Below are 13,512 nucleotides of genomic sequence, written 5' to 3' on the forward strand. Positions count from 1 at the left end.
CTCCCCGCTTCTTCGCGCCTCTCGCCGGGGCCAGGGCCGGGTACCGGGGCCGGTCATGACCGCGCCCCGTTCGGGCCGGTCAATGTTGGTTCCCGGCGGTGAAGATTCGGCGGAACCATCCGACCCGTGCATCAGAACTGCTACAAGGACCGTCCTGGGCGGTCCCCGACCGCTACGGCCGGTCGCTTTCGGGCATCCTTCCCCACATGAACACGTGGCAGGAGGACCGCCCGGGCGGCGGTGGCGGCTCGTACGGTCAGGGCAACGGCGGGTACCCGGGTGGCGGCGGCGCCGAGCCGCCGCTGCCGCCCGGGCTGAACCCGCGCGGGCCCGGCGCCCCGACGCCGCCGCGCCCCCCGGCGCCGCCGCAGCAGCCGGCGGGCGCCCCGGGCTACCCGCCGCCGGGCGCGGCCCACCAGTCCGGCGGCCCGGGCAACCCCAGCGGCCCCAGCGGCCCCAGCGGCCCCAGCAACCCCAACCGTCCCGGTGGTCCCGGCGCGTCGCTGCGGACCCCGGGCGGCGACCGTTCGCGCCGGTCGCGCCGCCGGAGGATCAAGGTGGCCGCGCTCGCGCTGGTCTCGGCGCTGCTGGTGACCGGTGTCGGCACGTACTTCTGGGCCGACTCCAAGCTCAACCACGAGAACGTGCTCGCCTCGTACCAGGGCCGCCCTGCCGCCGGTAAGGGCACCAACTGGCTGATCGTCGGTTCGGACAGCCGGGACGGCCTGACCGACGGACAGAAGCAGGCCATGCACACCGGCACGGACTCCGGTAAGCGCAGCGACTCGATGATGATCCTGCACATCGGCAGCAGCGGGAACACCCTGATGAGCATCCCGCGCGACTCCTGGGTGCCGATCCCCGCCCATCTGAACACCGACGGCAGCGGGAAGACCGTCCCGGGCACCACCTCGAAGATCAACTCGGCCTTCAACAACGGTGGTGGCCGGCTGCTGGTGGAGACCGTCGAGACCAACACCGGCATCCACATCGACCACTACGCGGAGATCGGCTTCGCCGGTTTCGTGGGCATCGTGGACTCGGTCGGCGGTGTGAACATGTGCATCGACCAGGACATCTCCGACAAGGACTCGGGGCTCAACCTGAAGGCCGGCTGCCAGACGCTGAACGGCACGCAGTCGCTCGCGTTCGTCCGGCAGCGGCACCAGATGGCCGACCAGGACCTGGGCCGGATGCGCAACCAGCAGAAGTTCCTGAGCGCGCTGGCGCACCAGGCGGCCTCCCCCGTCACGGTGCTCGACCCGTTCACCTTCTACCCGCTGGTCAGCTCGGGCCTGGGCACCCTGATCGTGGACAACGACGCCGGTCTGACCGACCTGGGTTCGCTCTTCATGGCGATGAAGTCGGTCACCGGCGGCAGCGGGAAGAGCATCACCGTCCCGATCGGCAACGCCGACTACCACACCTCGACCGGCGAGTCCGCGGTGAAGTGGGACCCGGTGAAGTCCAAGCAGGTCTTCGACGCCATCAAGAACGACACCACCATCCCGTAAACACCGGGCCGACCGCACGGGAGAGCGACTCCGTACACCCGTACGGCGCAGCTTGCGGCAGCTTCCCGTGCGCCTTACGCGCGCCGGGCACTCCGTGCGCCCACTCTGGACCGTGAGTGGCAGTGGGTGGGCGGCGCGGCGGTTCCGGGGTGCACGGGTCCCGGAACCGCCGCCCTTGCTGCGCAGCCCCGCGCGCGTCGCCGAGCCGGGCACTGAGCCGGGCGCCGAGCCGGGCGCCGAACGGCGGGAAGCCCCCTCGCCGGTGCGGCGAGAGGGCTTCCGGAGTCGGCGGTGGCTGCCGTTACGGCAGGTTCCGCGACATCACGATGCGCTGGATCTGGTTCGTGCCTTCGTAAATCTGGGTGATCTTGGCGTCCCGCATCATCCGCTCCAGCGGGTAGTCGCGGGTGTAGCCGTATCCGCCGAGCAGCTGGACGGCGTCGGTGGTGATCTCCATCGCGGCGTCCGAGGCGAAGCACTTGGCGGCGGCACCGAAGAAGGTGAGGTCGCTGTCGACCCGCTGGGACTTGGCGGCGGCCGCGTAGGTGAGCTGGCGGGCGGCCTCGAGCTTCATCGCCATGTCGGCCAGCATGAACTGGACGCCCTGGAAGTCGCCGATCGGCTTGCCGAACTGCTTGCGCTCCTGGACGTAGCCCTTGGCGTAGTCCAGCGCGCCCTGGGCGATGCCCACGGCCTGGGCGGCGATGGTGACGCGGGTGTGGTCCAGGGTCTTCATCGCGGTGGCGAAGCCGGTGCCCTCGGCGCCGATCATGCGGTCGGCCGGGATGCGGACGTTGTCGAAGTAGACCTCGCGGGTCGGCGAGCCCTTGATGCCGAGCTTGCGCTCCGGGGCGCCGAACGAGACGCCCTCGTCGCCCTTCTCGACCACGAACGCCGAGATGCCCTTCGAGCGCAGCGTCGGGTCCGTCACGGCGAGCACCGTGTAGAACTCCGAGACGCCCGCGTTGGTGATCCAGCGCTTCACGCCGTTGAGCACCCAGAAGTCACCGTCGCGCACCGCGCGGGTCTTCATGCCGGCCGCGTCCGAACCGGCGTCCGGCTCGGAGAGGCAGTACGAGAACATGCCCTCGCCGCGCGCCAGCGCGCCCAGGTACTTCTGCTTCAGCTCCTCGGAGCCGGAGAGCTGCACCGGCAGCGAGCCCAGCTTGTTGACCGCCGGGATCAGCGAGGACGAGGCGCAGACCCGGGCGATCTCCTCGATCACGATGACGGTCGCCAGCGCGTCCGCGCCGGCGCCGCCGTACTCCTCGGGGACGTGGACGGCGTGCAGGTCGTTGGCCTGCAGCGCGTCCAGCGCCTCCTGGGGGAAGCGGCCCTGCTCGTCGACCTCGGCCGCGAACGGGGCGATCTTCGCCTCGGCGAGTGACCGCACCGCCTCACGGAGCATGTCGTGCTCCTCGGTGAGCCGGAAAAGGTCGAAGTCCGCTCCTGAGGTGCCCGCCATGATGCTCGCCCCTAATTCGACTAGTTAATTACCGTTAAGTAGATCCTAATTCTATGGTTGTCGACTGCCTACCCCGCACGTGACATGCGCGACACCTCCCAGGACTAGCGAACGCCGTCACCGAGGGTGTCGCTCGTTGATCACACCGGTCTCACGATCCGAGGCGGCCCGTCCCGCCCGCCGCGGCCCGCTCGGTACGGCTTCGTCAGCAGAGGTCGGGCCGCCGGGCCGCCCGTCGAGCCACCGGGCAGCGGCTTCGCGCCCCGCTCACCGGCGGATACCATCGGGGCCGGTGCCAGGCCGCAGACCGCACGGCCGGCGAACGGACATAGGGGAAGCGCGTGGCCCTCCGCATCACGGTGATCGGCACCGGCTACCTCGGCGCGACGCACGCCGCCTGCATGGCGGAACTCGGTTTCGAGGTGCTCGGCCTGGACATCGACCCGGAGAAGATCGCCATGCTGGCGGCCGGCCGGGTCCCGATGTACGAGCCGGGCCTCGCCGAGCTGCTGGTCAAGCACGTCGCCGGGCACGAGGGCTCCTCCGGGCGGCTCCGCTTCACCTCCTCCTACCAGGAGGCCGCCGACTTCGGCGACGTGCACTTCATCTGCGTCAACACCCCGCAGAAGAAGGGCGAGTTCGCGGCCGACATGTCGTACGTGGACTCCGCGCTCGACTCACTCGCCCCGCACCTGACCCGCCCGGCCCTGGTGGTCGGCAAGTCGACCGTCCCGGTCGGCAGCGCGGGCCGGCTGGCCGAGCGGCTGGCCGCGCTCGCCCCCGCCGGGGAGGCCGCCGAGCTGGCCTGGAACCCGGAGTTCCTGCGCGAGGGCTACGCCGTCGGCGACACCCTGCACCCGGACCGGCTGGTGGTCGGCGTGCGCGGCGGGCGGGCCGAGCAGCTGCTGCGCGAGGTGTACGCGACGCTGATCGACGAGGGTGTGCCCTTCGTGGTCACCGACTACCCGACCTCGGAGCTGGTCAAGGCCGCCGCGAACTCCTTCCTGGCCACCAAGATCTCCTTCATCAACGCGATGGCCGAGGTCTGCGAGAGCGCGGGCGCGGACGTCAGCCAGCTCAGCAAGGCGCTCTCCTACGACGAGCGGATCGGCGGCAAGTTCCTCAACGCCGGGCTCGGCTTCGGCGGCGGCTGCCTGCCCAAGGACATCCGGGCGTTCATGGCCCGCGCCGGAGAGCTGGGCGCCGACCAGGCGCTGACCTTCCTGCGCGAGGTCGACTCGATCAACATGCGGCGCCGCTCCCGGATGGTCGAGCTGGCCCGCGAGCAGTGCGGCGGCGGCTTCCTGGGCCGCCGGGTCGCGGTGCTCGGCGCGGCCTTCAAGCCCAACTCGGACGACATCCGGGACTCCCCCGCCCTCAACGTCGCCGCCCAGATCCAGCTGCAGGGCGCCCAGGTCACGGTCTACGACCCGAAGGCCATGGACAACGCCCGCAAGATGTTCCCCGGCCTGGCCTACGCCGACTCGCCGCTCGAGGCCGCCGAGGGCGCGCACGTGGTGCTGCACCTGACCGAGTGGCAGGAGTTCCGTGAGCTGGACCCGGCCGAACTGGGCGCGGTTGTCGCGGAACGCCGGATGCTCGACGGCCGGAACGTCCTGGACGTCGCCGCGTGGCGCGCCGCAGGGTGGACGTACCGGGCGATGGGGCGGCCTACCGTCGAGTGACGGGGTAGGGGCTGCATGAAGTCGGAGGGGTGCGGGTTGTTGCCTTCCGGTTTCGCGCACGCAGTTCATCGAGCAGAGCCCCGCGCCCCTGGCTGTGGCTGAGCGGCTGCCTACGGAATGGGCGCGCCCGGGGGGCTGTTGTGGACTGTCATGACGTACGGAGACGACGCGACGGTCCGACGGATCCTCACCGGCACCGGCGACACCTGGGCGGTGGTCGGCCTGTCCAACAACACCCGGCGGGCCGCCCACGGCGTCGCCCGGGTCCTGCAGCGGGCGGGCAAGCGGGTCGTGCCCGTACACCCGAAGGCGGAGACGGTACTCGGCGAGCAGGGCTACGCCACGCTCGCCGAGATCCCCTTCGAGGTCGATGTGGTGGACGTGTTCGTGAACTCGGGGCTGGCCGGTGAGGTCGCCGACCAGGCGGTGGCGAAGGGTGCCAAGGCCGTCTGGTTCCAACTCGACGTGATCGACGAGGAGGCGTACGCGCGCACCCGCGCCGCCGGTCTCGACATGGTGATGGACCGCTGCCCCGCGATCGAGCTGCCCCTGCTCTGACCGGGCCCGGTTGCCCGGTTCAGACCGCCAAGCGGATGCGCTCGCCCTCGGCGGGGTCGCCGTAGTGGGCCCAGATGGTGTTCAGCTCGTACTGGTAGTACATCGAGTGCAGGCCGAAGAGGAAGACCAGGAGCAGCCCGATCCACGGGTTGCAGCTCGCCTGCATCCCGGCGGCGCGCTGCATCTGTGCGATCCGCTTGCCGGTGTTGAAGACGGAGATGAACGGCGGCACGATCAGCACCCAGCCGATCAGGATGGCGAGCAGCGAGGTGAGCGGGCTGGAGTCGATGCGGGCGTCGAACTCCTTGGCCTCGCGGTTGATCTTGTAGTACCAGACGTAGTGGTAGATCCCGAGGGTGATCAGCGGCCAGATCAGCCACACCAGGACGAGGTTGCGGTACTTGCCGGCACGTCCGGTCACAGGGGTCTCCGTGGGGCGCAGGGGAGCAGGTCTCCCGCTCAGTCTGGTTGCTCGACCCCTCCCCCGCCCGGTCCGGTGGTCCGTCCGGGCGGGGAGAGGAGGCGTCAGCCGTCGAGCTGAGTGATGGTGGCGATGGAGGGCTTCCGCGTGCGCTGCAAATCGCGGGCGACCGACTCGGCGTCGCGGAGCACCCGCACCGCATTGTGCCAGGTCAGCTTGGCGAGATCCGCTTCCGACCAGCCCCGGCCGAGGAGTTCGGCGATCAGGTTGGGGTAGCCGGCCACGTCGTCCAGGCCGGACGGCGTGAACGCGGTGCCGTCGAAGTCGCCACCGATGCCGATGTGGTCGACCCCGGCCACCTCGCGCATGTGGTCCAGGTGGTCCGCGACGGTGGCCGCGGTGGCGAGCGGGCGCGGGTTGGCGGCCACGTACGCCCGCTGGCAGTCCATCCCGGCGGGGGTGGTGTCCAGGTGGTGGAAGCCGTGCGCGCGCATGTTCTCGTCCGCGCCGAGCGTCCACTCGACGGCGGCGGGCAGGATGAACTTCGGTACGAAGGTGGCCATCGCGACGCCGCCGTTGGCGGGCAGCTGCGCGAGTACGTCGTCCGGGATGTTGCGCGGGTGGTCGCAGACGGCGCGCGCGGAGGAGTGCGAGAAGAGCACCGGCGCCTCGGCGACGCGCAGCGCGTCCCGCATGGTGTCGGCGGAGACGTGCGAGAGGTCGACCAGCATGCCCAGCCGGTTCATCTCCCGGACGACCTCCTCGCCGAACCGGGTCAGTCCGCCCGCGACCGGCTTGTCGGTGGCGGAATCGGCCCAGGGCAGGTTGTCGTTGTGAGTGAGCGTCATGTACCGCACGCCCAGCTGGTGCAGCGCGCGCAGGGTGGCGAGGGAGCAGTCGATGCTGTGCCCGCCCTCGGCACCCATCAGCGAGGCGATCCGGCCCTCGGCGCGGGCCGCCTCCATGTCGTCGGCGGTGAAGGCCAGGCGCAGCCGGTCCGGGTAACGGTCGGTCAGCGCCCGGACGAAGTCCATCTGCTCCAGCGTGGCACTGACCGCGTGGTCGCCCGCCAGGTCGGAGCGCACGTACACCGACCAGAACTGCGCGCCGACCCCGCCCGCGTGGAGCCGGGCGAGGTCGGTGTGCAGACGGGCGCTCTGGTCGAATGCCAGGTCGAGCGCGTCAAGGTCGTAGCCGACCTGTTCGCGCATCGCCCACGGGAGGTCGTTGTGGCCGTCCACCACCGGGGTGTCGCGGAGGACGGCACGGGCCTGATCGATCAGTTCGGGGGTCGTCATGACCCCTGTTCTACTACTTGCCGAAGCTACTTGCCGAAGCCGAAGGAGGCGGAGCCCGCGACCTTGGCGCGGAGCTTCTTGCCCTTCTCGGTGGCCTGGCTGTTCAGCTCGGCCTGGAACTCCGTCATCCGCTCGGTCAGTTCGGGGTCGAAGGCGGCGAGCATCCGGACGGCCAGCAGACCGGCGTTGCGGGCACCCGCGATCGAGACGGTGGCGACCGGCACACCGGCCGGCATCTGGACGATCGACATCAGGCTGTCCATGCCGTCCAGGTAGCGCAGCGGCACCGGGACGCCGATCACCGGCAGCGGGGTGACGGAGGCCAGCATGCCCGGCAGGTGGGCTGCCCCGCCGGCGCCCGCGATGATCACCTTGAGGCCGCGCTGGTGGGCGTTCTCGCCGTACGAGACCATCTCGCGCGGCATCCGGTGGGCGGAGACGACGTCGACCTCGTACGGGATCTCGAACTCGTCGAGCGCCTGGGCGGCGGCCTCCATCACGGGCCAGTCGGAGTCCGAGCCCATGACGATGCCGATGAGGGGAGCAGTGGGGTTGCTCATTCGGTGATCGTTCCTCGCAGGTAGGCGGCCGCGTGGCGGGCGCGCTCGCGGACGTCGTCGAGGTCGTCCCCGAAGACGTTGACGTGGCCGACCTTGCGGCCGGGCTTCACGTCCTTCCCGTACATGTGGATCCGCAGGCCCGGGTCACGGGCCATGCAGTGCAGGAAGGCGTGGTACATGTCCGGGTAGTCGCCACCGAGCACGTTGACCATGACGGTCCACTTGGCGCGCGGGCGCGGGTCGCCGAGCGGCAGGTCGAGGACGGCCCGCAGGTGGTTCTCGAACTGCGAGGTGACGGCGCCGTCCTGGGTCCAATGGCCGGAGTTGTGGGGCCGCATGGCCAGCTCGTTGACCAGGATGCGGCCGTCGCGGGTCTGGAACAGCTCGACCGCGAGGTGGCCGGTGATGTCCAGGTCGCCGGCGATCCGCAGCGCGAGCGCCTGCGCCTCGGCGGCGAGCGACGGGTCGAGGTCGGGGGCGGGGGCGGTGACCTCGGCGCAGACGCCGTTCTCCTGCAGGCTCTCCACCACCGGGTACGCGACCGCCTGGCCGCTGGGCGAGCGGACCACGTTGGCGGCCAGCTCGCGGAGGAAGTCCACCTTCTCCTCGGCCAGTACCGGAACCCCGGCGAGGAAAGGCGCCTGCGCCTCCTGCTCGTCGCCGACGACCCAGACGCCCTTGCCGTCGTACCCGCCGCGCACCGTCTTCAGGACGACGGGGTATCCCTCGCCCTCGTTCGCGAAGGCCGTGACGTCGGCCGGGTCGGCGACCAGGCGGTGGCGCGGGCAGGGGACGCCGATGGAGTCCAGCTTGGCCCGCATCACGCCCTTGTCCTGGGCGTTCACCAGCGCCTCCGGGCCCGGGCGGACGGCGATGCCGTCGGCCTGCAGGGCGCGCAGGTGCTCGGTGGGGACGTGCTCGTGGTCGAAGGTGATCACGTCGCAGCCGGCCGCGAAACGGCGCAGCGTCTCCAGGTCCCGGTAGTCACCGAGGACGACGTCGGAGACGACCTGCGAGGCCGAGTCCTGCGGAGTGTCCGCAAGGAGCTTGAACCTGACGCCGAGCGGGATGCCCGCCTGGTGCGCCATCCGGGCCAGCTGCCCGCCGCCGATCATGCCCACCACTGGAAAATTCGCACTGCCCGTGAAAGTCACGCTGCCCAGGATATCCGGGCCGGTGGGAGCCGGTGCACCGGTGGACGTGGGGTGGCCGGGCGCGACCCGGCGCCGGGCCCTCCGCCGGGGCCCTCCGCCGGGGCCCTCATGGAGGGCTCATGGAGAGCGAGTAGCCTGGATGGCCGGACCCCGAGAAGCACTGTCCGATCATGTGCGCAGACGAGGGGCCCCTTCGCGCTGCGCCATCGCGCGAGCCACCGGCACGCCATCTCGCATGCGAGTACAGGAGACAACACCAGTATGACCACCACCACCGAACCCAGCCCCTCGCTGTTCAAGCGACTTCGGGGACTCTCGGATGAAGTGATCAAGTTCGGCGTCGTCGGCGTGGTCGGCGTGGTCGTCAACGCCGGGGTCTTCTGGGTCTGCCTGCAGGGTTCGGGTGCGGTCAAGTCGCTCTCCGGCTTCATCGCCACCGCGGTGGCGATCGGCACCAACTACCTGGGCTACCGCTACTGGCTGTACAAGGACCGGGACGCGGCCTCGCGCAAGCGCGAGATCACGCTCTTCCTGATCTTCAGCGGCATCGGGATGCTGATCGAGAACGGCATCCTCGCCTTCTCGGTGCACGTCCTCCACTACACCTCGTCGGGCAGCCAGCTGATCGCCAAGAACGTGGTCGGCCTCGCGGCAGGCACGATCTTCCGCTTCTTCTCGTACCGCACCTGGGTCTTCAAGGCGATACCGGAGCTGGCGGAGCCCGAGGCCACGGCGTCGCCCGAGCTGCAGTACGCGAAGTAGTAGCCGACCCGCCGGGCACGGCCAGGCGCGAGGCACGGCAGAGGGGCGCGAGGTTCTGCACTGAGCAGAGCCGCGCGCCCCTGCTGCTTTTACTCGCTCCTGCGGCTCCGCCCCAGACCCCTCTACTCGTTCCTGCGGCTCCGCCCCAGGAAGAGCGCGAAGACCGGCGGGTGCAGTGCCAGTAGTTCCAGCCGTCCGCCGTCCGCCTCGGCGATGTCGCGGGCGACGGCGAGGCCGATGCCGGTGGAGTTCCGGCCGCTGACGGCCCGTTCGAAGACGCGGTTGCCGAGTTCCGGCGGCACGCCCGCGCCCTCGTCCTGGACCTCGGCCACCACCGAGTTGCCGAGCGGCCGGACCCGGAGCGTGATGGTGCCCGCGCCGTGCATCAGCGAGTTCTCGATCAGGGTGGCCAGCACCTGGGCGACCGTGCCGGGGGTGCTCGTCACCAGGACGCCGTGCGGGCCCTCGATCCGCAGGCGGCGGCCGGTCTCGCGGAGCGAGGGGCCCCACTCCTCGACCTGCTGCTTGATCACGTCGTCCAGGTCGAAGGTGACGGCGGTCGGGTTGAGCGGGTCGCGCTGGTTGGTCAGCAGCCGCTGCACCACGTCGGTGAGCCGCTCGACCTGCTGGAGCGCGATGGTCGCCTCCTCCTTGACCGTGTCCGGCTCCTCGGCAAGCGCGGTGATCTCCTCCAGCCGCATCGAGAGCGCGGTCAGCGGGGTGCGCAGCTGGTGCGAGGCGTCGGCGGCGAGCCGGCGTTCCGCCGTGAGCATCCGGGCGATCCGCTCGGCGCTGGTGTCCAGCACCTCGGCGATCCGGTCGAGTTCCGGGACGCCGTAGCGGCGGTCGCGCGGGCGCGGGTCGCCGGAGCCGAGGCGCTCGGCCGTCTCGGCGAGGTCGATGAGCGGGCGGGCGAGCCGCCTGGCCTGCCAGACGGCCAGCGCCACCGCCGCCTGGACGGCGAGCAGTGCCACCACTCCCAGCACCAGCAGCATGTTGCCGATCTCGTGGTCGACGTCGCTGCGCGACTGGACCACGGTGACGACCTCGCCGCTCGCGCCGGTCTCGGAGGCCATCAGGGCGGGCCCGGTGACGGGCCGCCCGGCCGTGATCAGCGGCTGGCCCGGGATGTCCACCGTGACGAACGAACCGTCGGTGACCTGTGCGGCGAACTTCTCCCCGGTGACGGGCTCCCCCGCCGCCAGCCGGCTCTCCACCAGCCCGAGGACCCGGACGGACGCGGCGTCCACCCGGTCGTTGGCGGCGTTGACGATGCTCTGCTTCTCGACCAGTGCGAGCGGCACGCAGAACACCGTCACGACCACCAGTACGACGCCCAGCAGCGAGTTGATCATCCTGCGCTTCACGTCGCTGCTCTTCTCGGGTCAGGTAGCGGTGTCCGTCAGTTCTTCTCGAAGCGGAAGCCGACGCCGCGCACGGTGGCGATGTAGCGGGGGTTGGCCGCGTCGTCGCCGAGCTTCTTGCGGAGCCAGGAGATGTGCATGTCCAGGGTCTTGGTCGAGGTCCACCAGGTGGTGTCCCAGACCTGACGCATGATCTCCTCACGGGTGACCACCCGGCCGGCGTCCCGGACGAGGACTCGCAGCAGCTCGAACTCCTTGGCGGAGAGGGTGAGTTCCTCCTCGCCGAGCCAGGCGCGGTGTGACTCGATGTCAATCTTCACGCCGTGCGCGCCGGTGGTGAGCTGGTCGACGTTGCCACGGCGCAGCAGGGCGCGGACCCGGGCCAGCAGCTCGGCCAGCCGGAACGGCTTGGTGACGTAGTCGTCGGCGCCGGCGTCCAGGCCGACCACGGTGTCCACCTCGTCGGCGCGGGCGGTGAGCACCAGGACGGGGCAGCTCTTGCCGTCCGCGCGCAGTCGGCGGCACACCTCCAGGCCGTCCATCTCGGGCAGGCCGAGGTCGAGGACCACGAGGTCGACCTCCTCGGTGAGCCCGGCGTTGAGCGCGGCGGGGCCGTCCTCGCGGACGAGTACCTCGTAGCCCTCACGTCGCAGCGCACGGGCGAGCGGTTCGGAGATTGCCGGGTCGTCCTCGGCCAGCAGCACACAGGTCATGGGGCGATGGTAGTCCGCCGGGGGCCTGGTGATCAGTCCCCCTGGGCAGCCCGCGCACGGGCGGCCCGTTTCGTCCGCGCGGTGGTGGCCGGGCCGGCCCGCCGCGCGGACCGGGCGGGTGCTGTGAGGTAGTTCACAGAGAGTGACCGGCGCCTCGGTGGGTTCGGCGGCGGCGAGTCAGGCCGATTCCCCTCATTTGCCGAAGATTCTGCAATTCGATCTTGGCTTCCAAGGAACATGTCCGGCGATACCATGGATTGGTGTACAGAGTGAGCTGTCGCCTTTGCTCAACTGATACGTATATCGCGGTGTTTGTCCGCTGATGTCAGCTAAAAGTGCGACGTACAGTGGTTCGGTCCCCGTGTCATGTACTGCGGTCCACCGCTGCCACCAGCAGCTGGGAGGTACGCCGCAGTGCTCGGACAAGTCCGCCTTCACCCCCCTTGGCGGGCCTGTCCCACGCAGCAAGGAACCAGATTCATGGCGTCAACGACCCTGGACGTCGACTCTCCGCAGTCGACCTCCTCAAGTGGCGGCAAGACCTTCCTCGGTCACCCCCGCGGCCTCGCCACCCTCTTCATGACCGAGACGTGGGAGCGCTTCAGCTACTACGGCATGCGCGCTCTCCTGGTGCTCTACCTGGTCGCACCGGTCTCCAAGGGCGGACTCGGCTTCAACACCGCGACCGGCCTGGCCATCTACAGCGTCTACACGGCCATGGTCTACCTGCTCGCCCTGCCCGGCGGCTGGATCAGCGACCGGCTCTGGGGCGCCCGCAAGACGGTCGCCATCGGCGGCGGCATCATCATGGTCGGCCACTTCCTGCTGGCCGTACCCGCCGAGCTGTCGTTCTTCGCCGGCCTCGCGCTGATCGCCATCGGCTCCGGCATGCTGAAGTCGAACATCTCGACGATGGTCGGCCACCTCTACCCGGACCGCAACGACGCCCGTCGTGACGGTGGTTTCACCATCTTCTACATGGGCATCAACCTCGGCGCGTTCCTCGCGCCGCTGGTGATCGGCACGGTCGGCCAGAAGGTCAACTGGCACCTGGGCTTCGCGCTCGCCGGTGCCGGCATGGCGATCGGCCTGATCCAGTTCCTGTTCGGCAGCCGCCACCTGAGCAAGACCAGCGACATCGTCTGCTCGCCGCTGCCCGCCACCGAGCGGACCGCGATCCTGCGCAAGGCCGGCCTCTGGCTCGCCATCGCCGCCGCCTGCTACGCCGTCGTCGGCCTGTCCGGCGTCTTCACCATCAACTGGGTGCTGACCCCGCTGTCGCTGGCCGGCATCGCGCTGCCGATCCTGGTCTTCACCCGGATGCGGCGCGACCACGCGCTGAGCCAGGACGACAAGAACAAGGTCAGCGGCTTCATCTGGTTCTTCGTCGCCGCGGCCGTGTTCTGGATGATCTACGACCAGTCCGGTTCGACGCTCACCGTCTTCGCCTCCGACAACACGGCGGGCACGCTCTTCGGCCTCGGCTTCCCGTCGAGCTGGTTCCAGTCGCTGAACCCGCTGTTCATCATGGCGCTCGCGCCCGTGATGGCGTGGCTCTGGGTGTCGCTGGCCAACAAGGCGAAGAACCCGAGCACCTCGCGCAAGTTCGTCTACGGCCTGGTCGGCATCGGCCTCTCGTTCGCCGTGATGATGGCCGCGATGGCCGCCGCCTCCGGTGGCGTCAAGGTCTCGCCGCTCTGGCTGGCCATGGTCTACCTGGTCCAGACCGTCGCCGAGCTCTGCCTCTCCCCGGTCGGACTGTCCGTCACCACCAAGCTGGCCCCGCAGAAGTACGCGAGCCAGATGATGGGCATCTGGTTCCTGGCGGTCACCGCCGGCGACTGCGTCGCGAGCCTGCTGCAGCAGTTCCTCGGCGACTCGTTCCTGAGCACCACCTCGTTCGCCATCCAGGGCGCGGCGGCCGCACTGGCCGGCTTCGCGATCTGGATGGGACGCAAGCGGATCGGTGCCCTGATGGGCGACGTCCACTGACGCACCGATGAGTAGGTGAGTACGTA

At 70.1% G+C, this 13,512-nt stretch carries 12 protein-coding genes; 5 read left to right on the forward strand and 7 right to left on the reverse strand.

The window, feature by feature from the left end; translation table 11 throughout:
* The first annotated feature begins 206 nt into the window (after positions 1-206).
* A complete protein-coding gene (locus tag P3T29_RS28655; RefSeq protein ID WP_280719577.1) occupies positions 207-1,514 on the forward strand; it encodes an LCP family protein in 1,308 nt (435 codons plus the stop codon).
* A 301-nt stretch (positions 1,515-1,815) separates the two neighbouring features.
* On the opposite strand, the gene P3T29_RS28660 is transcribed toward P3T29_RS28655, so the two are convergent.
* Complete coding sequence (locus tag P3T29_RS28660; RefSeq protein ID WP_280719578.1) at positions 1,816-2,979, reverse strand: acyl-CoA dehydrogenase family protein; 1,164 nt, start codon at positions 2,977-2,979, stop codon at positions 1,816-1,818.
* A gap of 341 nt (positions 2,980-3,320) precedes the next feature.
* On the opposite strand from P3T29_RS28660, the gene P3T29_RS28665 reads away from it, so the two are divergent.
* Positions 3,321-4,664 carry a UDP-glucose/GDP-mannose dehydrogenase family protein gene (locus P3T29_RS28665; protein WP_280719579.1) on the forward strand — a complete coding sequence of 448 codons (1,344 nt, stop codon included), beginning with the start codon at positions 3,321-3,323 and terminating at the stop codon, positions 4,662-4,664.
* Positions 4,665-4,814: 150 nt separating this feature from the next.
* On the forward strand, positions 4,815-5,222 hold the full coding sequence (locus P3T29_RS28670) for a CoA-binding protein (protein WP_280719580.1): 408 nt from the start codon (positions 4,815-4,817) through the stop codon (positions 5,220-5,222).
* 19 nt (positions 5,223-5,241) lie between these two features.
* On the opposite strand, the gene P3T29_RS28675 is transcribed toward P3T29_RS28670, so the two are convergent.
* The 4 genes from P3T29_RS28675 to P3T29_RS28690 all read right to left on the reverse strand — a co-directional run bounded on the left by P3T29_RS28675 (position 5,242) and on the right by P3T29_RS28690 (position 8,616).
* A complete protein-coding gene (locus P3T29_RS28675) occupies positions 5,242-5,643 on the reverse strand; it encodes a DUF4234 domain-containing protein (protein WP_280719581.1) in 402 nt (133 codons plus the stop codon).
* A 104-nt stretch (positions 5,644-5,747) separates the two neighbouring features.
* Positions 5,748-6,941 carry a dipeptidase gene (locus P3T29_RS28680; protein WP_280719582.1) on the reverse strand — a complete coding sequence of 398 codons (1,194 nt, stop codon included), beginning with the start codon at positions 6,939-6,941 and terminating at the stop codon, positions 5,748-5,750.
* 26 nt (positions 6,942-6,967) lie between these two features.
* On the reverse strand, positions 6,968-7,501 hold the full coding sequence (gene purE, locus P3T29_RS28685) for a 5-(carboxyamino)imidazole ribonucleotide mutase (protein WP_280719583.1): 534 nt from the start codon (positions 7,499-7,501) through the stop codon (positions 6,968-6,970).
* Positions 7,498-8,616, reverse strand: a complete 1,119-nt coding sequence (locus tag P3T29_RS28690; protein ID WP_280719607.1) for a 5-(carboxyamino)imidazole ribonucleotide synthase — start codon at positions 8,614-8,616, stop codon at positions 7,498-7,500. Before P3T29_RS28690 ends, purE begins: the two co-directional genes overlap by 4 nt.
* Positions 8,617-8,916: 300 nt before the next feature.
* On the opposite strand from P3T29_RS28690, the gene P3T29_RS28695 reads away from it, so the two are divergent.
* Positions 8,917-9,417, forward strand: a complete 501-nt coding sequence (locus P3T29_RS28695; protein ID WP_280719584.1) for a GtrA family protein — start codon at positions 8,917-8,919, stop codon at positions 9,415-9,417.
* Between the two features lie 122 nt (positions 9,418-9,539).
* On the opposite strand, the gene P3T29_RS28700 is transcribed toward P3T29_RS28695, so the two are convergent.
* A complete protein-coding gene (locus P3T29_RS28700) occupies positions 9,540-10,784 on the reverse strand; it encodes an ATP-binding protein (RefSeq protein ID WP_280719585.1) in 1,245 nt (414 codons plus the stop codon).
* A 35-nt stretch (positions 10,785-10,819) separates the two neighbouring features.
* Complete coding sequence (locus tag P3T29_RS28705; protein WP_280719586.1) at positions 10,820-11,494, reverse strand: response regulator transcription factor; 675 nt, start codon at positions 11,492-11,494, stop codon at positions 10,820-10,822.
* A gap of 480 nt (positions 11,495-11,974) precedes the next feature.
* Here P3T29_RS28705 and P3T29_RS28710 point away from each other — a divergent pair, with 480 nt between their 5' ends.
* Positions 11,975-13,486 carry an oligopeptide:H+ symporter gene (locus P3T29_RS28710; protein ID WP_280719587.1) on the forward strand — a complete coding sequence of 504 codons (1,512 nt, stop codon included), beginning with the start codon at positions 11,975-11,977 and terminating at the stop codon, positions 13,484-13,486.
* The last annotated feature ends 26 nt before the right edge of the window (positions 13,487-13,512 follow it).

The sequence above is a fragment of the Kitasatospora sp. MAP5-34 genome (assembly GCF_029894335.1).
Classification (GTDB): Bacteria; Actinomycetota; Actinomycetes; order Streptomycetales; family Streptomycetaceae; genus Kitasatospora.

Bases quoted from the DNA above. Each gene is read 5' to 3' on its own strand.
- P3T29_RS28655 (WP_280719577.1), top strand. From the start codon at position 207: ATGAACACGTGGCAGGAGGACCGCCCGGGCGGCGGTGGCGGCTCGTAC.
- P3T29_RS28660 (WP_280719578.1), bottom strand. From the start codon at position 2,979: ATGGCGGGCACCTCAGGAGCGGACTTCGACCTTTTCCGGCTCACCGAG.
- P3T29_RS28670 (WP_280719580.1), top strand. From the start codon at position 4,815: ATGACGTACGGAGACGACGCGACGGTCCGACGGATCCTCACCGGCACC.
- P3T29_RS28680 (WP_280719582.1), bottom strand. From the start codon at position 6,941: ATGACGACCCCCGAACTGATCGATCAGGCCCGTGCCGTCCTCCGCGAC.
- purE (WP_280719583.1), bottom strand. From the start codon at position 7,501: ATGAGCAACCCCACTGCTCCCCTCATCGGCATCGTCATGGGCTCGGAC.
- P3T29_RS28690 (WP_280719607.1), bottom strand. From the start codon at position 8,616: ATGATCGGCGGCGGGCAGCTGGCCCGGATGGCGCACCAGGCGGGCATC.
- P3T29_RS28695 (WP_280719584.1), top strand. From the start codon at position 8,917: ATGACCACCACCACCGAACCCAGCCCCTCGCTGTTCAAGCGACTTCGG.
- P3T29_RS28705 (WP_280719586.1), bottom strand. From the start codon at position 11,494: ATGACCTGTGTGCTGCTGGCCGAGGACGACCCGGCAATCTCCGAACCG.
- P3T29_RS28710 (WP_280719587.1), top strand. From the start codon at position 11,975: ATGGCGTCAACGACCCTGGACGTCGACTCTCCGCAGTCGACCTCCTCA.